This is a genomic window from Pseudomonas sp. GW456-E7 (assembly GCF_059424105.1).
In genome coordinates, this window is record NZ_JBWKZB010000022.1 from 38585 (window position 1) to 58599 (window position 20015).

16 protein-coding genes, 1 tRNA gene and 1 pseudogene are annotated in these 20015 nt (G+C 57.1%); 6 read left to right on the forward strand and 12 right to left on the reverse strand.

The features are described 5' to 3' along the window. Window positions 1-76 precede the first annotated feature (76 nt). Window positions 77-949, reverse strand: a complete 873-nt coding sequence (locus AC07YV_RS15780) for a helix-turn-helix domain-containing protein (RefSeq protein ID WP_146025367.1) — start codon at window positions 947-949, stop codon at window positions 77-79. A gap of 302 nt (window positions 950-1251) precedes the next feature. Here AC07YV_RS15780 and AC07YV_RS15785 point away from each other — a divergent pair. The 3 genes and pseudogenes from AC07YV_RS15785 to AC07YV_RS15795 all read left to right on the forward strand — a co-directional run. Then, window positions 1252-1422: pseudogene (locus tag AC07YV_RS15785) on the forward strand (helix-turn-helix domain-containing protein); the annotation flags it as partial. Between the two features lie 291 nt (window positions 1423-1713). Next, window positions 1714-2028 carry a hypothetical protein gene (locus AC07YV_RS15790; RefSeq protein WP_494990323.1) on the forward strand — a complete coding sequence of 105 codons (315 nt, stop codon included), beginning with the start codon at window positions 1714-1716 and terminating at the stop codon, window positions 2026-2028. Window positions 2029-2578: 550 nt separating this feature from the next. Continuing rightward, window positions 2579-2956, forward strand: a complete 378-nt coding sequence (locus AC07YV_RS15795) for a plasmid mobilization protein (RefSeq protein ID WP_102700175.1) — start codon at window positions 2579-2581, stop codon at window positions 2954-2956. On the opposite strand, the gene AC07YV_RS15800 is transcribed toward AC07YV_RS15795, so the two are convergent. The 7 genes from AC07YV_RS15800 to rpsU all read right to left on the reverse strand — a co-directional run bounded on the left by AC07YV_RS15800 (window position 2946) and on the right by rpsU (window position 13024). Continuing rightward, window positions 2946-3260, reverse strand: a complete 315-nt coding sequence (locus AC07YV_RS15800; RefSeq protein WP_146025368.1) for a hypothetical protein — start codon at window positions 3258-3260, stop codon at window positions 2946-2948. The two genes, AC07YV_RS15795 and AC07YV_RS15800, sit on opposite strands and share 11 nt — an antisense overlap. 41 nt (window positions 3261-3301) lie before the next feature. Continuing rightward, a complete protein-coding gene (locus AC07YV_RS15805) occupies window positions 3302-4357 on the reverse strand; it encodes a site-specific integrase (RefSeq protein WP_102700177.1) in 1056 nt (351 codons plus the stop codon). Between the two features lie 125 nt (window positions 4358-4482). Further along, window positions 4483-4559 (reverse strand) — tRNA-Ile (locus tag AC07YV_RS15810). Between the two features lie 15 nt (window positions 4560-4574). After that, window positions 4575-8321 carry a bifunctional diguanylate cyclase/phosphodiesterase gene (locus tag AC07YV_RS15815; RefSeq protein WP_102700178.1) on the reverse strand — a complete coding sequence of 1249 codons (3747 nt, stop codon included), beginning with the start codon at window positions 8319-8321 and terminating at the stop codon, window positions 4575-4577. Between the two features lie 124 nt (window positions 8322-8445). Further along, entirely contained in the window at window positions 8446-10293 is a 1848-nt protein-coding gene (gene rpoD, locus AC07YV_RS15820) for an RNA polymerase sigma factor RpoD (RefSeq protein ID WP_007980239.1), read from the reverse strand. 67 nt (window positions 10294-10360) lie between these two features. Next, on the reverse strand, window positions 10361-12328 hold the full coding sequence (gene dnaG, locus AC07YV_RS15825; RefSeq protein ID WP_007980233.1) for a DNA primase: 1968 nt from the start codon (window positions 12326-12328) through the stop codon (window positions 10361-10363). Between the two features lie 480 nt (window positions 12329-12808). Beyond that, window positions 12809-13024, reverse strand: a complete 216-nt coding sequence (gene rpsU, locus AC07YV_RS15830; RefSeq protein ID WP_002551877.1) for a 30S ribosomal protein S21 — start codon at window positions 13022-13024, stop codon at window positions 12809-12811. A gap of 199 nt (window positions 13025-13223) precedes the next feature. Here rpsU and tsaD point away from each other — a divergent pair, with 199 nt between their 5' ends. Then, complete coding sequence (gene tsaD / locus AC07YV_RS15835) at window positions 13224-14249, forward strand: tRNA (adenosine(37)-N6)-threonylcarbamoyltransferase complex transferase subunit TsaD (RefSeq protein ID WP_102700179.1); 1026 nt, start codon at window positions 13224-13226, stop codon at window positions 14247-14249. A 23-nt stretch (window positions 14250-14272) separates the two neighbouring features. On the opposite strand, the gene plsY is transcribed toward tsaD, so the two are convergent. Continuing rightward, a complete protein-coding gene (gene plsY / locus AC07YV_RS15840; RefSeq protein ID WP_007993197.1) occupies window positions 14273-14842 on the reverse strand; it encodes a glycerol-3-phosphate 1-O-acyltransferase PlsY in 570 nt (189 codons plus the stop codon). A 74-nt stretch (window positions 14843-14916) separates the two neighbouring features. On the opposite strand from plsY, the gene folB reads away from it, so the two are divergent. Together folB and folK are read left to right on the forward strand one after the other, a co-directional pair. Next, a complete protein-coding gene (gene folB, locus AC07YV_RS15845) occupies window positions 14917-15273 on the forward strand; it encodes a dihydroneopterin aldolase (protein ID WP_007980224.1) in 357 nt (118 codons plus the stop codon). After that, window positions 15264-15782 carry a 2-amino-4-hydroxy-6-hydroxymethyldihydropteridine diphosphokinase gene (folK, locus tag AC07YV_RS15850; protein ID WP_102700180.1) on the forward strand — a complete coding sequence of 173 codons (519 nt, stop codon included), beginning with the start codon at window positions 15264-15266 and terminating at the stop codon, window positions 15780-15782. The genes folB and folK overlap by 10 nt, the downstream gene beginning before the upstream one ends. An 86-nt stretch (window positions 15783-15868) precedes the next feature. Here the strand turns inward: folK and AC07YV_RS15855 are convergent, their stop codons facing one another. From AC07YV_RS15855 to AC07YV_RS15865, 3 genes are all read right to left on the reverse strand, one after another. Further along, window positions 15869-17092 (reverse strand): multifunctional CCA addition/repair protein, encoded by a 1224-nt coding sequence (locus AC07YV_RS15855; RefSeq protein ID WP_102700181.1) that lies wholly within the window; start codon window positions 17090-17092, stop codon window positions 15869-15871. Window positions 17093-17155: 63 nt separating this feature from the next. Then, complete coding sequence (locus AC07YV_RS15860; RefSeq protein WP_102700182.1) at window positions 17156-18718, reverse strand: SpoVR family protein; 1563 nt, start codon at window positions 18716-18718, stop codon at window positions 17156-17158. Further along, window positions 18715-19986: a YeaH/YhbH family protein gene (locus tag AC07YV_RS15865; RefSeq protein ID WP_007980218.1), complete on the reverse strand. Its 1272-nt coding sequence runs from the start codon at window positions 19984-19986 to the stop codon at window positions 18715-18717. The genes AC07YV_RS15860 and AC07YV_RS15865 overlap by 4 nt, the downstream gene beginning before the upstream one ends. Between the last annotated feature and the right edge of the window lie 29 nt (window positions 19987-20015).

Below are 20015 nucleotides of genomic sequence, written 5' to 3' on the forward strand. Positions count from 1 at the left end.
ATTGCTCTAAATTTTATACCTAGGTTATTATAAAATTGTGCGTGTATTTGGTTTTATAATTAAAGCGGATTGCTTGCTATGGATTTCGTGTTGAATTCTGCGTTTTTAGTGATTTCGAAACAGCCTGCCTAGTGATGCTCAACTGTCTCGATATTTCGGACTGCTTAAGGCCCTTCTCGTGAAGTTGTATGATTTCATTATGTAGTGATGCAACTCTTCTGTGCGCATTTTTGTAGGCCTGTAAGCGTAACGCGGCCTCATCAATAAATTTTTGGTGCCGATCTGATTTTACTCTTCTAAGTTCTTCGTGAAATCGGTCTCGGAAACGATGGTCATTCCTATACTTTGAACTTTGCACGCTGGGGTTATGGTCATTGCAAAATCTCTGAGTCGCAGAACTTTTCTCTGGGTTATCGACGTTTCGTTCTGCGGCCTGCGATAGCTGCCAGCATAGTTCGCAGTATGGATAATGGCGATGATCAACTTGTTTTCTATGATTAAGTTGAGGTGAGCCTTTCTCTCCTGCTACTGCTATCTTTTTTGAGGGTCTTTTTGCTAGTGTGTGATATGAAACTTCTATAAGTGATTCGATATTCGCTATTAGCTCAGGGCATTTTTGATTTGAGCGTAATATGGTTTTAAAAAATCTACTCATTTCCGCCATTCTTCTGTTGTGCAGCCACTTAGAGAATGGGCCGTCGAACAGATGAGGTATGCCTAATTTATTCAATGATTCGGCTAGAGGTACGTCGACGTGCTTACTAAGTAAGCTCCAAATAGAATATTTCCTAGAGGCCACATTATATGAGCTGGTGCATTCCAGCACGAAGCCTCTGACGCCAGCCTCCAACTGTGGTGTCATTCCTTCTCGAACCATCATGTCGAGCAAAGCAGCATTGGAGTGGCATTTTTTTTTGTCAACCATGGTGACATATTTTAGTTCTTTCATGAAGAATCTCAAGGGTTACATTTCGGTTCAATTCGTTAACAACCGAAGGTGGAACAGATGCAGCTTCATGAAAAAGCAATTGAAGAGTCATTGGTCAGTCTATATGGGCCACTTCTGAGCCTGGCTCAACTGGCTGACCTTCTCCATCGAAGCCCTGATGGCCTTAGGATTGCTTTGCGTGGCCCACAGCCGTATGCAGAGCGAATTAATGAGGCTCGGGTTAAAATTGGGCGCCGGGTGTATTTCCGAACGGGCGGTATTGCGGCGTATTTGGCCAGCGCTGGCGCATGAGTATCAGGGCGATGAACTGGGCTTGGGGGCAACCGCTATCGCCCACGTCCAAACTGATTTTGATGGCTCTAGCTGATGCGGCTGACGATGAGGGCCTTTGCTGGCCGGGTATCAAAACCTTGGCCGCGAAATGCAGTGTTTCTGGAAGAACAGTGCAACGGACTGTCAAAACCTTTGTGGCTCAGGGGCTTTTACTCGTAGAGGAGCGCCGGAGACCAGATGGCAGGCAGACGTCAAACAGTTATCTACTCGCTTTGCAGCGGTACCCTGACAATATGTCACCCTCAACCTTAAGAACTCTAGGTAGCGGTGACACCGGTGACACCGGGGGGGTGACAAAGCTCCGTCAGGGCGGGTGTGACTCGGCTGTGTCACCCCAAGAACCACCACGTGAACACCTAAAGAAACCACTACAACCACGGGAGCTTTGCAACCAGAGTGCAGCAATAATTTTTCCACGAAAGTTATCTGCCATGGAACGGGAGTCGATTGTCAGTATGGCTCGTGCGATTCCTGTCGAAGATTTACAGCAGTTAGTGGATGAATTGGCAAGCGCGTTGGCATCGGAAAGTACAATCCGGACGACGCCTCTTCGCTGGTTTCAAGGGGTTTTGAGACGTTATGAACGCGGTGAGTTTGTGGCTGCTGGTGCAATTGAAACTGCTAAGCGACGTTTGCAAAAGGAAAAATTAAAAGAGTCAGAAGTTATTTCGTCAGCACAAATAATTACGGCGGGTGCGGAACCTAAACATCGACGTCTGCGGCAGGTACTATCTACAAAGAAGTGACGTCAATAAATATAGTTCTGTCACATCTAATGCTGAGAGCGGGTTTTTTCGATGTCGGCTGAGCGAGGCAATAAATAGGATTATGCACCAAAAAATTGGTTGAATGTTTTTTGTTGTATCAAGAAATACTCTTCCAGAACCTTGAAAGGTTTAGTGTCCATTAATTTTCCGGCTGTGAGTTTTTTTGTCGTAAAAAAGCTAATCATTTGCTATGGCGGTACAGATTTCTCACGCATAAGAGGCTTAAGAAGTGCGTAACAAGAAAGTCAGTGAGAATCAGCGTTGTGCAATGCGATTTAGTGTGATTCAAAGCGATTTAATGCGATTTAATGCGATTTAATGCGATTTAATGCGACTCAGTGCTTTGTGTTTAAAATTGTCTTCTAGTCGCACTCAATCGCGCGAAACTAGACGGCAAGATGTGTGTTGTACGGGTGCGGACTTCGCTCTCTCCCTTCCAACACCTTGCCTTATTCGCCTTCGGCTCGACGGAATTTTGCTTCACAAAGCTAACTGAAAGAATCCACATCCAGGAGCAAAGGAGGCCCACATGGCCGGCACTGAGGCACCGAAAGGGAATGCTCGACGTCGCGGTAAGCCTATTGAGGTTTGGGTGACAGATGCGGAAAAAGCAGGGATTTCCAAACTTGCTGTACAGACAGGCTTGTCAAGGTCAGCCTACCTAAGGAATGTTGGGTTGAACTGTCCAGTCCGGTCAGTTGTGGACTTGGGTGCGGTTTCTGACCTTGCGAAAGTAAATGGTGATCTTGGTCGCGTAGCCGGGCTTCTGAAACTATGGCTAGCGGATATGCGCGATGTCGGGGTAAGTTCACACGATGTTGCTGCGATGATGAGGGATTTTCGAACTCTTCAATCACAAATTACTGCCATCATGTCGATGATCGTTTATCAAAAAACTAGTGTTTAGGAATTTCCTTGCTGATTGGCATTAAAGTAATTGCGTTTGCAATCGCGGATAATGATTTTTGCAGCTCTGCCTTTGTTTTTTTTGAACGAGCCTTCTCAAAGGCAAGAGTGATTTGTCGGCGTATTATAGGAAGTTCCTCGTAACTCATCTCGCGCAAAATTTCTCTAAGAGTTTTGTACGCGAATTCTGGATATTTTGCGTATGTTGCCACCATAAAATTCTCATGGCTCCAGTCTCTCATTTGTTGGTCCCTTGCTTGGGTGTTGTGAGTTCTGCCGTTCGAGTTACTTTGGCTGACCATCATCAGGTCAGCCCGAAACAACAAAATCTGTACTAACGAAAATATCACCTCACGATTTTATCAAGTCGTTGTACTAAATCTTCTGCGCGCAGATGAGTGTAGCGCTTGAGCATCTGCATGGATTTGTGTCCGCTAATGGCGGATACCTCCTGATCCGAAAGGCCGCCCTCGACAAGGCGGCTTACAGCTTCATGGCGCAGGTCGTGAAATCTAAAGTCCGGTAGTTTCAGTTTTTTCTTTAGCTGCCCCCAAATTTTGGTGAAGGAGTACGGCCTGCGTTTTCCGTCCTTTCCCGGTTCACCAAAAAACACAAGATTGCAGTCGATCGGACGCACCGGGTTATTCATCGCAGCGTGGAATACCTCTGTGGCTTTCTTGCTCAGTGGAACGGTTCGGGATGCGTCGTTCTTGGTGTCTGAGAGCCGTACTATGCGCTTAGCCAGATCCACCTGAGGCCGTTGCAAGGAAGAGATCTCAGACGAGCGCATACCCGTTTCCAAGGCGATGCGCACAATCCATCCCAGCATTGGGTTGCTATGCGCGTTCACCGCCGCCAGTAAACGCCTTTCTTCGTCTGGCGAAAGGCGGCGGTCTCTTCCGTCACCGGGACTTGGCTTACGTATGTTCAGTACAGGGTTGAACGTAAGTCCTAACCCCCACTCCTGAATCGCCACGGTGTACAGGTGGCTCAACAGCGCCAATTCGAGGCGAACGGTATTGTTACTGATGTTTCCACCGCGTCCCGGTTCGCTGAGGCGCTTGTCGCGGTATCCAGCGATGATTTCAGCGGAGAGGGCGGCAAGGGAGTATTTGCCGAGGTGCTCGATCAGTTTCTTGGCTTTGTTGATCTCGCCACGCTGGGTTGTGGGCTTTTTGGTAGGAGTGATGTCGCTGAGATAGCGTTTTAAGGCGGACTCCAGCGTCATGCGCTCGGAGCCGCTGCGCTGGATGTACACACCTCGTACCATTTCGTCTTCGGTTCGCCTAGACCAGTCCTCCGCATCACGTTTGGTGCGGAAGGTTTTGGCGACGGTGGGCCAGCCAGTTTTACGAATTAGTGCCTTCCAGGTGCCGGAAGAAGTTTTGACGAGAGTAGCCATGAGAGGGTGCTCCTAGGCGGCTGGCGAACCAGCACTGTACCTAATTTGTACCCATGGACCATAGGACTGTATCTGCGGTGGTCCATCCAGAAACACGAAAGCCGCGCAATGCGCGGCTTTGAGTATGGTGGGCCCACACGGACTTGAACCGTGGACCAAAGGATTATGAGTCCTCTGCTCTAACCAACTGAGCTATAGGCCCTCAGTAGGTCGCGGATTATAGCGACGGTTTCGCGGCTGTGCTATCCGAAAAAGCCATTACGGTTGTACGAAGAAACGTCGCGGCGAATTCGTCGGGGGGCAAGGGCAGGCTGACAATGTAGCCCTGGATCTGTTCGCAGCCCTCGGCGGCGAGGAATTGCTGTTGCGCCTGGGTCTCGACGCCTTCGGCAATCACGGTGAATTGCATGCTGCGCCCGAGGGCGATGATGGCGCGTACGATTGCCGCATCGTGGGGATCGTCCGGCAGGCCGCGGACGAAGGACTGGTCGATCTTGAGGATGTCCAGCGGCAGGCGCTTGAGGTAACTCAGGGACGAGTAGCCGGTGCCGAAGTCATCGATGGCCAGTTGCACGCCCAGATGTTTGAGTTGATGCAGCACCGCCAGCGCTTCTTCGGCCTGGCTCATGATGAAGTTTTCGGTGATTTCCAGTTGCAGGAATCCGGGGTTGAGGCCGTTGTCCTTGAGCAACTGTTCGATGCGGCCCAGCAGGTTGGGCTGGCGCAATTGGGCGCCGGCAAGGTTGACCGACAGCGGGCCGGGGCTTTCGTACAGCCGGTGCCACTCGGCCATCTGCCGGCAGGCGGTTTCCAGGACCCAGTCGCCGATTTGCAGGATCATGCCGTTTTCTTCAGCCAGCGGGATGAAGTGTTCCCGCGGCACGTCGCCAAAGGTCGGGTGGCGCCAGCGGATCAGGGCTTCGGCGCCGACCAGGCTGTAGTCGACGAGGCTGATTTTCGGTTGGTAGCACAGGTGCAACTCGTTGCGTTCGATGGCGCGGCGCAGTTCGTGTTCCAGCGCCACGCGTTCGCTGGCCTGGGCGGTGAGGTCGCGGGTGTAGCTTTCGACGCGGTTGCGGCCCTTGGCTTTGGAGCGGTACATCGCTGCGTCGGCGTTCTTGATCAGCGTGGCAACATCGCAGCCATCCTTGGGATAGAGGCTGGTACCGATGCTGGAGCTGATGAAAAACTCGTGTTCGCCGGCCTGGAACGGCGCGGCGAAACAATTGAGCAATTTGGTGGCGATGTTGTCGGCATCACTGGGTTGTTGCAGGCCCGGCAGCAGGATAATGAACTCGTCACCGCCCAGGCGTGCCACGGTGTCGATGTCCCGCAACTGCTCCTTGAGACGTACGGCAATGCCCTTGAGCAGCAGGTCGCCCACCGGGTGGCCGAGGCTGTCGTTGATGTGCTTGAAGCGGTCAAGGTCAAGGAACAGCACGGCGCCCTGGCCGCCGTTCTCCTGCTGGTTGTTGAGTGCCATCAGCAAGCGGTTTTCGAACAGCGTGCGGTTCGGCAGGCCGGTCAGCGGGTCGTGGTGCGCCTGGTAGTCGAGCTTGGCCTGGGCATGCTTGAGGCTGGAGATGTCGGCGAATACCGCGACAAAGTGGGTGATGAATTTGTCGCGGTTGCGCACGGCACTGATGGTCAGCCAGCTCGGGTACAGCTCGCCATTTTTGCGCCGATTGGAAATCTCGCCCTGCCAGTGACCTTCGGCAGTCAATTGATGCCACATGGCCGCGTAGAACGCGCTGTCATGCAAGCCCGAAGCGAGCAGCCGTGGCGTGTGGCCCAGCGCTTCGCTTTCGCTGTAACCGGTGATTTCGGTGAAGGCACGGTTGACCGCGCTGATGTGCTGTTGGGTGTCGGTGATCAACACGCCTTCGGCGGTGCTTTCGAACACGGTCGCGGCTTGTTGCAGTTTTTCCTGCATCAGGTGCCGCTCGGTGATGTCCCGGGCGATGGTCAGCATGCAGTCGTCATCGCCGATCGGCAGCGGACGGCTGGACACCTCACAGAGACGGATCTGCCCGTCGCTGCGGCGGATATGGCAACTGAAGTCGCGGACAAAACCGTCCCGATGCAGCAGGTCGAGCATTTGTTTACGTTCATTGAGATTGACCCAGATCCCCAGGTCCAGCACCGAGCGATCCACCGACATGGCGCTGTTGAATCCGGTGATGCGACTGAAACCCTCGTTGACCTCCAACAGCAAGCCGTCACTTTGCCGCGACAGCAACAGGCCGTCGGGGGACGCATGGAAAGCCTTGGCGAACTTTTCTTCGGACGTTTGCAGTTGTTGCTGGGTTTCCTTGAGCTGTGTGATGTCTCGCACCACGACCACCAGTGCCGGTGTCATGTCGAGGTCGAACGGTTCAGCGGAGATCAGCCCGGTGAACACCTGGCCGTTGCTGCGACGAAAGGGCATTTCCAGGTTGCGGATGCTGCCGGCCTGCAAGCGTTGCAACAGACCCGGCCCAACGCCGGGAATCCCCCAGATGTTCAGGTCGGTGGCGGTCAGTCCAATGACGTCCTCGGCCTTGAGGCCGATCTGTTCTTCGAACGCTTCGTTGACCTCCAGCAGGCAACCGTCGCTCAGGCGGGCGATCACCAGAATGTCAGGGCATTGCTGGAACACGGAAGCGAATTTCTGTTCCGACAGGCGCAGCGCTTCTTCGGTGCGCTTGGCGTCGGTGATGTCGATCATCAGCCCGCGCATCACCGGCTCATGTCCGTGTTCGATCAGGCTGACGATGTCGCGCACCCACAGGCAGCGCCCGTCGGCGGTGATCACCCGGTAATCGAGGCTGTGATCGCGCCCGGCCAGCACTTCGTGATCGCAGAAAGTCTGGGCACGAATCAGGTCGGCGGGGTGAATGATGTTGCGCCAGAAGCCCGGAATCAGCCAATGGGAGAGGGGATAGCCCAGGAGATCTTCGGCGTGGGGCGATACATAACTGTAGGTGTAGTCGGTGACCCTTGCCTCCCAGGCGATGGCCGACAGGCTCTCTACCAGGCCACGGTAGTGGTACTCGCTGCTGCGCAGTTCCTGTTCGAGATCGACCCGGCGGGCGATTTCCGAACTCAAGCGGCGGTTGATGCGGATAACCGTCGCCAGCACCAGGGTCAGCAACAGCAATCCGGGCAGGCCATACATCAGCAGGTCATTCCAGAATGTCCGATGATCGATGACGTTACCGACCCAATGCTCCTGAATGGCGCTGATTTCGGCGGGGCTCATGTCCGCCAGGACTTTGTCGAGAATGCCGACGAGGATTGCGTTGTCGCGGGGTACTGCCATGGCCAGTTGATAGCGATAGGGGGTTTCACCGCTGACATACAAGCCGTCGAGCTTGAGCTGACGCAGGCTCCAGACGCTGGACGCCAGATCGCCCACCACCGCATCCACTGCACCGGTGGCCAGCGCCTGTAACGCCGAGCTGACGTTGGGCATCGCCACCAGGTTCAGGTCGGGATTGTGGGTTCGCAGCAGTTCGTGGGGGGCGTAGTTTTCCACCACGGCGATTTTCAGGCCATACAGGTCTTGCAATTTGTGTGGCTGGGCGCCCCTGACATGGGCCAGGATGACGATCGGAAAATCCAGATAGGGGCGGGTGAACGACAGGTATTTCTGGCGTTCCGGGGTCGACATGATGCCCGGCAGCAGGTCGATTTTGCCCTTTTTGGCTTGTTCCAGGACGGCGGTCCAGCTCACCGGCTCGATGGGCGTGAGCCGGGTTTTCAGCCTTTGGCGAATGACCTCGATGTAATCCGCGGCAAGGCCCTGGTAGCGGCCCTCATCGTCGCGAAATTCGAAGGGCGGCCACGATGCATCGACACCCAGGCGCAAGTCCGGGTGAGCCGCCAGCCAGCTACGTTCATCCTCAGTTAGAGTCAGCGCGCCAGCCGTTGCGGTCCAGGTCATCAGCGACAGCAAAAAAAGCACGGTCGGCAGTCTGGGCATAACGGTCTCGTTATGGCTCTTGGGAATGTTTCGAGTGTAGACGGGCTATAGGGCGGAGGGGGAGGTGTGGAGATATTAATCTGCCATAAAACAAAACCCCCGGCCTGGGCCGGGGGTTTTGTGATCACTCGTCGAGGAAGGAGCGCAGATGCTCGCTTCTCGTCGGGTGGCGCAGCTTGCGCAGCGCCTTGGCTTCGATCTGACGAATCCGCTCACGGGTCACGTCAAACTGTTTACCAACCTCTTCGAGGGTGTGGTCGGTATTCATGTCGATACCGAAACGCATGCGCAGTACCTTGGCTTCACGGGCAGTGAGGCCGGACAGCACTTCGCGAGTCGCTTCTTTAAGGCTCTCAACGGTTGCAACATCGATTGGCGACTGCATGGTCGAGTCTTCGATGAAGTCACCCAGATGGGAGTCTTCGTCATCACCGATCGGGGTTTCCATGGAGATCGGCTCTTTAGCGATCTTCAATACCTTGCGGATCTTGTCCTCAGGCATTTCCATGCGTTCGCCCAGCTCTTCCGGGGTCGGTTCGCGACCCATTTCCTGCAGCATCTGCCGGGAAATGCGGTTGAGCTTGTTGATCGTCTCGATCATGTGCACCGGAATACGGATGGTGCGGGCCTGGTCGGCGATCGAGCGAGTGATCGCCTGACGGATCCACCAGGTGGCATAAGTCGAGAACTTGTAGCCGCGACGGTATTCGAACTTGTCTACCGCTTTCATCAAGCCGATGTTGCCTTCCTGGATCAGATCGAGGAATTGCAGGCCACGGTTGGTGTACTTCTTGGCGATCGAGATCACCAGACGCAAGTTGGCTTCAACCATCTCTTTCTTCGCGCGGCGGGCCTTGGCCTCACCGATCGACATGCGACGGTTGATGTCCTTGATCTCGGCGATGGTCAAACCTGTTTCGGTTTCCAGCGCAGTCAGCTTCTGCTGGCAACGGACGATGTCCGGCTGCAGGCGGCCAATGGCTTCAGCGTATTTGCTTTTGCCTTTGGCCAGGGCGTCACTCCAGCTTTCGTCGACTTCGTTGCCCGGGAACTGGCGCAGGAAGTCTGCACGCGGCATGCGCGCATCACGAACGCAGAGCTGCATGATTGCACGCTCTTGCTGACGCAGGCGATCCAGGGCGCTGCGAACACGCTCGACCAGGGCTTCGAATTGCTTCGGCACCAGTTTGATCGGCATGAACAGGTCGGCCAGGGCCAGCAACTCGGCAATCGCTGCCTTGTTGTGACGACCGTGCTTTTTCAGCGCCTTGCGGGTGATTTCCATCTGATCGGCCACGGCGCCAAAACGCTGGGCGGCGATGATCGGATCCGGACCGCTTTCGGCTTCTTCCTCGTCATCCGAGGCTTCACCGTCTTCGTCGTCGGTGTCGTCATCCGCCTTGACGGCTTTCGCGTCAATCGGTGGCGGCACTTCTGCCGCAGGCGGCGCGATGCCGTCATCCGGGTCGATATAACCGCTCAGGACGTCGGACAGGCGGCCACCTTCGGTGGTGACGCGGGTGTACTCGGAGAGAATATGATCAACCGTGCCAGGGAAGTGCGCGATGGCGCTCATCACCTCACGGATGCCCTCTTCAATACGCTTGGCGATTTCAATTTCGCCTTCACGCGTGAGGAGCTCCACCGTACCCATTTCGCGCATGTACATGCGCACCGGGTCGGTAGTGCGACCAATGTCGGTCTCGACCGCAGCCAACGCTGCAGCGGCCTCTTCGGCTGCGGCTTCGTCGGTATCGGCGTCGGCCAGCATAAGGGAATCCTTATCTGGCGCAACCTCGAATACGTTGATCCCCATGTCATTGATCATGCGGATGATGTCTTCCACCTGTTCCGGATCTGAAATATCCTCCGGCAGGTGGTCGTTGACCTCCGCGTAAGTCAGGTAGCCCTGCTCACGACCAAGTGTGATCAACTCTTTGATACGAGACTGCTGTTGCGCTTTTCCGGACATAACACCCTATCCACTGAAGGTCTTGGCGGGCAAAAAACAAGCCGAGGATTATACCTGAGCTATGACCTCACGCGCCAGTTGAGGTCGGGTTTGATGCGGAAACATTGCGACTTAAAAGGTCGCGCAGTTGGTTTTTCTCTTCGGTGCTCAATTCACTTTGACGTGCTTTTCGAAGAAGTTGTTCCAGGTTTCGCTCGCGTTGGCGGGCTGACAAGCTAGTAATGGTGTCGAAAAACTGTTGTTCAAGGTTGTCTCCATCAATCAGCCATTCCTTTTCCGCCAGGGCCTTGAGCAAGCGGCCCTGCTCTGTGCCGTGCCAGCGGGCAATCAGCTGAATTGAGTTTAGCTTGGGATTCTTCTGCACGGCTTCGAGCAGCGCCACCAGCAATTGTGTGTTGGTGTGATCCTCGGCGGCGAAGTGCCCGGCATCCTCGACTTTTTCGGCCAGTTGCGGGTGATGCAGCAGCGTGCGCAAGGCGGCGAGGGTCGGCGGTTCTACGGCGGCGGGCACCCGTGGCGCGCGGGGTTGATCGCGATCACCGCCCCGTTTGCCATTCTTGTCCCACGGTTTCTTGTCCCATTTCTTGCCTCCTGCACCGGGTTTCTTTGGCGTCCATTCCTGCTGCGGCACATACATGTCCTGTGCCTGCGGCTGATGATAGTCGCTGTAGTCGGGCATCGCGTCGTAATCGATGCCCGGATCGTAGGCCGGCGGTGCTTCCTGCGGGGCGCTTTGTGCCAGCTGGCTCACCGCTTCGCCGCTCAGGCCGGTGATTTCGCTCAGGCGCTGACGCATCAGGGTGCGCAGGTTGGCGCCAGGGACTTTGTCGATCAGCGGTGCGGCGAGGGTGGCCATGTGGGCCTTGCCCTCGAGCGAGCGCGGGTCGGCTTCTTCCGTTAATTGCTGGAAGAAGTAATCGGCCAGCGGTTGTGCATGCTGGTTGATCCGTGCGCGGAAGGCGTCGGTGCCTTCGGAGCGGACCAGGGTGTCCGGATCCTCGCCCTCGGGCAGGAACAGAAAACGTGCACGGCGACCGTCCTGCAAGCTCGAAAGTGTTGCCTCCAGTGCTCGCCATGCCGCATTGCGACCAGCCTGATCGCCGTCGAAGCAGAACAGCACGCTGGGCACGACGCGAAACAGCCGCTTGAGGTGCTCTTCGCTGGTGGCGGTACCCAAGGTCGCGACGGCATTGCGCAGGCCTTGTTGGGCCAGGGCAATGACGTCCATGTAGCCCTCGACGACGATGATCTCGTCGAGGTTGCGGTTGGTCTTGCGCGCTTCGTACAGGCCGTAGAGTTCCTGGCCCTTATGGAATACCGGGGTTTCCGGGGAGTTGAGGTACTTCGGCTTGTCGTCGCCCAATACCCGGCCGCCAAAGGCGATGACGCGCCCGCGGCTGTCGCGGATCGGGAACATCACCCGGTCGCGGAAACGGTCGTAACGTTTGCCGCTTTCGGCGTTTTCGATCAGCAGGCCGGCATCGATCATGGCTTTTTGTTGCAGGGTATCGCTGCTCAAGTGCTTGAACAGGTTGTCCCAGCCGGGCGGTGCAAAGCCCAGGCCGAAGTCCCGGGCGATTTCGCCGGTCAGCCCGCGACCTTTCAGGTAGTCCACGGCGGCCTTGCGCGATGGATGGCTTTTCAAGGCCTGGCGATAAAAGTCGGCGGCGGCGCTGAGCAGCGGATACAGCGGCGAATCGGTCGGCTGCCGCGGCTTGTGCGGGCGGCCGCTTTCTTCGCGGGGGATTTCCATGCCGGCGGCTTTGGCCAGTTCTTCGACCGCCTGGACGAAATCCAGGTTGTCGTGGTCCATGATGAAGCCGAGGGCGTTGCCGCCAGCGCCGCAGCCGAAGCAGTAATAGAACTGCTTGTCGGGGCTGACGCTGAACGAGGGTGTCTTTTCCTTGTGGAACGGGCAGCAGGCGGTGTGGTTCTTGCCGGCTTTTTTCAATTGCAGGCGCGAGCTGACCACATCGACGATGTCGGTGCGGTTCAGAAGGTCGTCAATGAAGCTCTGGGGAATTAGCCCGGCCATGGCGTTCTCGTCATCTGCGCTGAAAGGAGCCCGAAACGTACGGCGACCGAACGCGGGCATTGATTGAGGCGCGCAAAGTATGCGGCTCGACCAGTGTCGTCTGCGAAATCGCTGTCGGGAAGTGTATCTGCCGAAAATCCACTGACGTTAATGCCATTCAGTATTCGACTGTTTGAATGTGTTGCGCTGAATCCGCTGCGGCCAATCACAGGCCTCGGATAGCTCATCATTCGGCACGCAAGCAGGTGCCTTGGGCTGATCGTCGTGAGAGGAATCAGTGGGTGTGCTCGTCAGTAGCCTTGAAAGGCTCGTCAGAAAAGACGTGCACCGCTGGCAAAAGAGCCAGGTCTGACGCGGTGAAGCAGATTTGTCTCGGTCGCGTCTGCGGCTTCGACAGTGAAGCATCAAGCGTTTTACGCAAATGCCATAAGCCCGGCTGAGGGCCGGGCTTGGCAGAAGCTTGCTACGGTCGTCTGTGTATTAGTACAGACGAACGGCGCGGCGCTGTTCGCGCTGAACTTTCTTGGCGTGACGCTTAACAGCAGCAGCTGCTTTGCGCTTACGCTCAGAAGTTGGCTTCTCGTAAAATTCGCGGCTACGAACTTCAGCCAGTACACCGGCTTTTTCGCAGGAGCGCTTGAAACGACGCAGAGCTACGTCGAAGGGTTCGTTCTCTTTTACTTTGACGGCTGGCATCCAGAGCTACCTTCATTCATTACCGGGGTCAACATCCTCGCGGCAAAAGAGCACTTGAAGACGTCGGTTTTTAAGGGTTGCGGATGTTAACCCCTCATCGCTCGGAATGCAAAGCCTCTGATCGAAAACCGCTGGTCGGGGCATCCCGCGACGACTATTATGCGCGCCTTCGAATTCAGCCTAAACAAGGCGCAAACCCATGCTAGTACTGGGATTAGAAACCTCCTGCGACGAAACCGGCGTCGCATTATATGACAGTGAACGCGGGCTGTTGGCCGATGCGCTTTTCAGTCAGATCGACCTGCACCGCGCCTATGGTGGCGTGGTGCCAGAGCTGGCTTCGCGCGATCACGTCAAACGCATGCTGCCCTTGATTCGTCAGGTGTTGGCCGAGGCCGACTGCGTGCCGACCGAGATCGACGCCATCGCCTATACCGCGGGTCCTGGCCTGGTCGGTGCCTTGCTGGTGGGGGCTTCCTGCGCCCAGGCGCTGGCCTTTGCCTGGGGCATTCCGGCCCTCGGCGTACACCACATGGAAGGCCACTTGCTGGCACCGATGCTGGAGTCGCAACCGCCGGAATTCCCGTTCGTCGCTTTGTTGGTCTCCGGTGGTCATACGCAGCTGGTTCAGGTCGACGGAATTGGTCAGTACACGCTCTTGGGCGAGACCCTGGATGATGCGGCCGGCGAAGCTTTCGACAAGACGGCCAAGATGATGGGGCTCAATTATCCGGGGGGACCTGAGATCGCTCGCCTTGCAGAGCAGGGTGTTGCAGGGCGTTTCGTCTTCCCGCGTCCGATGTGCGACCGCCCGGGCCTGGATTTCAGCTTCAGTGGCCTGAAAACCTTTGCGTTGAATACCTGGCAACAATGCGTCAGTGCCGGGGACGACGGCGAGCAAGCCCAATGCGACATCGCACTGGCGTTCCAGCAGGCCGTGGTGGAGACTTTGACCATCAAGTGCAAGCGTGCCCTTAAAGCCGCCGGCATGAAGCGCCTGGTGATCGCCGGGGGCGTCAGTGCCAACAAGGCGTTGCGCACTTCTCTGGAGAAAATGCTCGGCGATATGAAGGGCGATGTGTTTTATGCCCGTCCGCAGTTCTGTACCGATAACGGCGCGATGATCGCCTTTGCCGGCTGCCAGCGCTTGCAGGCTGGTCAGCAGGAAAGCCTGGCGATCAGTGTGCAGGCACGCTGGCCGATGGAGCAGTTGTCGGCGTTGTGATGAGCGGTGCTCATGTCCGGCCGCTAGAAATGCCGTTCGCGCCCGGCAAACAGGTCGCGTAGATTGCCGCGATGGCGCCAGACGATCAGCCCGGTGAGCGTGCTCATGGGTAGCAGGGCCGCTGGTTCTTGCCAGGCCAGCAACGGCAGGGTCAGCGGCGTGGCGATCAGGGCGGCCAGGGAGCTGGTGCGGGTCAGGTAGAACGTCAAGAGCCAGGCGCAGACCGCCAGAAGGGCGGCGGGCGGATACAGCCCCAGCAACATGCCGGCAGCGGTGGCGACACCCTTGCCGCCGCGAAAGCGGAAGTACAGCGGAAACAGGTGGCCGATGACGGCATAGACGCCGATCCAGGCTTGCTCCTGCTGCGAAAGGCCCGCAAGGCGCGCTATCAGTACCGGCAGCAGGCCTTTGCAAAGGTCGCCGAGCAGGGTCAGGATGGCGAGTTTCTTGCCGGCCAGGCGCAACATGTTGGTGGCGCCGGCATTGCCCGAGCCACTCATTCGCGGATCGGGGTTACCGGTCAGGCGGCTGAGCAAAATGGCAAAGGACAGAGAGCCGAGCAGGTAGGCGAGGATCGCCAATAACCAAAACATGCTAACTATTCCGGGCGAGGAAGCCCTGATTCTAACGGCGCATTGCGCCCTTGTCGTGTAGCGGAGAGAAGTGCTTGGACAGAGTGTTTATCGAGGGCCTGGAAGTCGACACGGTGATTGGTGCCTACGACTGGGAGCGAGGCATCCGACAGTGCTTGCGTCTTGACCTGAGCTTCGCCTGGGATAATCGCCCGGCCGCGGCCGGTGATGACCTGACCCTGGCGCTCGACTACGCCAGTGTTTCCTCGCGCATCCAGGCGTTTGCCGAGCAGGCGCAATATCAGCTGGTCGAGACTTTTGCCGAGCGTCTGGTTGAAGTACTGATGAGCGAATTCAAGATCACCTGGGTGCGTCTGAAGCTGACCAAACCAGGCGCGGTCCCGGCTGCCACCGGTGGTGTGGGCGTGGAGATCGAGCGCGGATGTCGCTGACTCAGGTGTACCTCGGGCTCGGTAGCAATATCGAGCGTGAAACCCATTTGCGGGCGGGGCTCGATGCATTGGCGGCGTTCCTTGTCGATATCCGCTGTTCGGCGGTGTTCGAAAGCCAGCCGGTGGGCATCAAGAGCGGGCCGTTCTTCAATTTCGTGGTGTCGGCGTATACCGATCTGCCGCTGATGGAGCTTGATCGTCGCCTGAAGTTCATTGAGGCGGATAACGGTCGTTACGCACCGGATCGCCGAGGTTTGCCGCTGGATATCGACGTGTTGTTGTTCGGGGAACTGGTGGGCAACTTCGATGGCTTGATTCTGCCGCGGGCCGAAATTCTGAAAAATGCCTTTGTGTTGTGGCCGTTGTCGCTGATCGCGCCAGACAGAGTGCATCCAGGTGTAGGCAAAAGTTTTGCTACTTTGTGGGGTGAAGCTCAGATCGATCAGGTCTTGGCGCCGGTGGCATTCGAGTGGCGCGGCGAACAGTTGACCCCTTCGAATTTGTTGTAAGGCAAAAGATCGCAGCCTTCGGCAGCTCCTACAGAGGATTGATGTGCACCCTGTAGGAGCTGCCGAAGGCTGCGATCTTTTGCTCTTCAGGCATTGTCTTTGTAGGCCTTCAACGCCTTGAGCCGCTCACGCTTGATCGCCTCGCCCAACTCTGGTCCCTTGAAACCCTTCTCCAGCAGCGGCTGCACCGCAATACTGCGCGCCGCAGTCGCCGCCCCACGCAGATAATCCGCCTGTGGATAACTTCTCTGCTCCAGCCCTTCGCGTCCGCGCGCATCCATTTCGCATGCCGCGATGAACTCCTCGAACCGCTGTGGCCGACGGTAAACGTCGAAACTTTGCAACAATTCCAGCAATGTCGATGGTTTCAGCTCCAGGGCGCGATGCCCGTGGGTGTGGTACTCGCCCACCAGCATTGCCAGTTCCTGGCAGTCTCTCGGCGCCTTGAAGCGTTCGTTGACCGCTTTGATCAGCTTCAGGCCCTTGAACTCGTGGGCAATGTGCCGCGGCCATTCCTCCTCTGGCGTCAGGCCCTTGCCCAGATCGTGCAGCAGGCAGGCCCAGCGCACGGTCAGCGGCTGTTTGTGCAGTGCTGCTTGCTGCAACACGCTCAGGGTGTGCGCGCCAGTATCGATTTCCGGGTGATGGGCCGGGGGCTGCGGGACGCCGAACAGTGCGTCGACCTCCGGCATCAGCACCTTGAGTGCGCCACATGCGCGCAACACCTCGATAAACACCTGCGGCTGATCTTCCATCAGGGCGCGGGAGATTTCCTTCCAGCTGCGCTCGGGAGTCAACGCCTCAAGCTCGCCTGACTCGCTGAGTTGACGCATCAGTTCAAGGGTCTCCGGGGCGACGGTAAAACCCAGCGCGGCATATCGCGCGGCAAAGCGGGCTACACGCAGGACTCTGAGTGGATCCTCGGCAAACGCCGGGGAAACATGGCGCAGCAGGCGCGCTTCGAGATCGCGCTGGCCGTGGTAGGGGTCGGTCAGGTTCTGCTGATCGTCTTCGGCCATGGCGTTGATGGTCAGGTCGCGACGGATCAGGTCTTCTTCAAGGGTGACTTCAGGGCTGGCGTGAAAAGTGAACCCGCCGTAACCGCGCCCGCTTTTGCGCTCGGTGCGGGCGAGGGCGTATTCCTCACCGCTTTTTGGATGAAGGAACACCGGGAAATCCGCGCCCACCGGACGAAAGCCCTTGGCAAGCATTTCTTCGGTGGTGGCACCGACCACGACCCAGTCGATATCGGTGACCGGTATACCCAGCAGGCGATCACGTACCGCACCGCCGACTTTATAAATACGCATAAAAAACCTCCGTTAGCTCGACAGGATAACCCTTGCATCGAGCTTTCGGAGGCGCAAAGCGGATCAAAGATGGATGACAGCCAGGTCCAGTCGACCGTAATCACCTTCGCCGTGCTCGTTTCGGGGCGGCACATGGTGGGTTTTCATCACGGTGTCCCCTTGCAGGGTTTCCAGGTGAATGTCGAAACCCCAAAGGCGGTGCAGGTGTTTGAGCACTTCTTCGGTCGAGTCGCCCAGCGGTTTGCGGTCGTGTTGCTGGTGACGCAGGGTCAGGGAGCGGTCGCCACGCCGGTCGATGCTATAGATCTGCACGTTAGGTTCGCGATTGCCCAGGTTGTACTGCGCGGCCAGGGTTTCCCGGATGATGCGGTAGCCACCTTCGTCGTGAATGGCGGGCACCAGCAGGTCGTCCTTCTGATCGTCATCGAGAATGCTGAACAGCTTGAGGTCGCGGATCACCTTGGGTGAGAGGTACTGCAGGATGAAGCTCTCATCCTTGAAGCTGCTCATGGCGAACTTGATGGCTGCCAGCCAGTCGGTACCGGCAATGTCGGGGAACCAGCGGCGATCTTCTTCCGTGGGCTCTTCGCACATGCGACGGATGTCACGGTACATGGCAAACCCCAGGGCGTAAGGGTTGATGCCGCTGTAGTAGGGGCTGTCGAAGCCAGGCTGGAACACCACGCTGGTGTGGGACGTCAGGAACTCCATCATGAAGCCGTCGGTGACCAGGCCCTCGTCGTACAGATCGTTCATCAGGGTGTAGTGCCAGAAGGTGGCCCAACCTTCGTTCATCACCTGGGTCTGGCGCTGTGGATAAAAATACTGGGCGATCTTGCGCACGATGCGCACGATTTCCCGCTGCCATGGTTCCAGCAGCGGCGCATGTTTTTCGATGAAATACAGGATGTTTTCCTGAGGTTCGGCGGGGAAGCGCGCGTTGTCCTTGTCGCTGTACTTGTCCGCGCCCTTGGGAATGGTGCGCCACAGATCGTTGATCTGTTTCTGCAAATGTTCCTCCCGGTCCTTTTGCCGGCGGCGCTCTTCTTCCGCGGAAATCGGATAGGGGCGTTTGTAGCGGTCGACGCCATAGTTCATCAGCGCATGGCAGGAGTCGAGCAGGTCCTCGACCGCGTCGATGCCGTGGCGCTCCTCGCATTGCATGATGTACTGCTTGGCAAACACCAGGTAATCGATGATCGAGCTAGCGTCGGTCCAGGTGCGGAACAGGTAATTGCCTTTGAAAAAGCTGTTGTGCCCGTAGCAGGCATGGGCCACCACCAACGCCTGCATGCAGATGGTGTTTTCTTCCATCAGGTAGGCGATGCACGGGTCGGAGTTGATCACGATCTCGTACGCCAGACCCATCTGGCCGCGGGTGTAGGATTTTTCAGTGCTGAGGAAGTGCTTGCCGTAGGACCAGTGGTGATAACCCAGAGGCATGCCGACGGAGGCGTAGGCATCCATCATCTGCTCGGCGGTGATCACTTCGATCTGGTTCGGGTACGTATCGAGGGCGTAACCCGCCGCAATGCGACTGATTTCGCGGTCGTACGCCTGGATCAGCTCGAACGTCCATTCGGAGCCGGTGGAAATGGGTTGGCGCTTCTGCTCTTTGGCGGTCATGTCACTAACCTGCGCTGGAAGAGTTCACGGAAGACCGGATAGATATCCCCGGCCGAGACCAGTTGTTGCTGGGCAAACGTGTCGGAAAAGGCTTCGGCGATGCGCTCGTATTCGAACCAAAGGGCCTGGTGTTCGCGCGGGGTGATCTCAACGTAAGTGTAGTACTGCACGAATGGCATGATCTGGTTGATCAGGATGTCGCGGCAGATCGGAGAGTCGTCGTTCCAGTTGTCGCCATCGGAGGCCTGGGCGGCGTAGATGTTCCACTCGTTGCTCGGATAGCGTTCGGCCATGATCTCCTGCATCAGTTTCAGGGCGCTGGAGACGATGGTGCCGCCGGTTTCCCGGGAGTAGAAAAACTCTTCTTCGTCCACTTCGCGGGCACTGGTGTGATGGCGGATGAACACAACGTCGATCTTGTCGTAGTTCCGCTTGAGAAACAGGTACAGCAGGATAAAGAAGCGCTTGGCGATGTCCTTGGTCGCCTGGGTCATCGAGCCGGACACGTCCATCAGGCAAAACATTACGGCCTTGGAACTGGGGTTGGGCTGCTTGATGAGCAAGTTGTACTTGAGGTCGAACGTGTCGAGAAACGGCACCCGGTGAATGCGCGCGCTGAGTTTTTCGATTTCAGCTTCGATTTCCTGAATATCGCCGAAGTTGTCTGGTTCTTCCTGCTTGAGTCGCAGAAGTTCTTCCTTCGCTTCACGCAGTTTTGCCCGGCTGCTGCCGGACAGGGCGATGCGCCGGGCGTGGGCTGAACGCAGGGTGCGGATGATGTTGATCCGCGACGGGTTGCCCTCGTTGCTGATCCCGGCCCGCACGGTCTTGAAGGTGTCGGTGCCGGTCAGGTTGCGCTTGACCAGGTTGGGCAGTTCGAGATCCTCGAACATGAACTCGAGGAACTCTTCCTGGGTGATCTGGAAGACGAATTCGTCCATCCCTTCACCGGAATTGCCAGCCTTGCCGGGGCCTCGACCGCCACCGCCTCCTGGTGGGCGGGCGATGTGTTCGCCACTGGTGAACTCCTTGTTGCCCGGGTGCACGACCGTCTGCTTGCCACCACGACCGTGGTGAAGCACCGGCTCGTCGATGTCGCGGCCGGGAATGCTGATTTGTTCGCCGTGTTCCATATCGGTAATGGAGCGCCGGCTGACCGCCTCTTCGACAGCCTTTTTAATGTGATCACGGTAGCGCCGCAGAAACCGCTGGCGGTTCACCGTGCTCTTGTTCTTGCCATTGAGACGTCGGTCGATCACATAGCTCATGACTGCTCCTTAGAAGCTGTCCTGAAAGG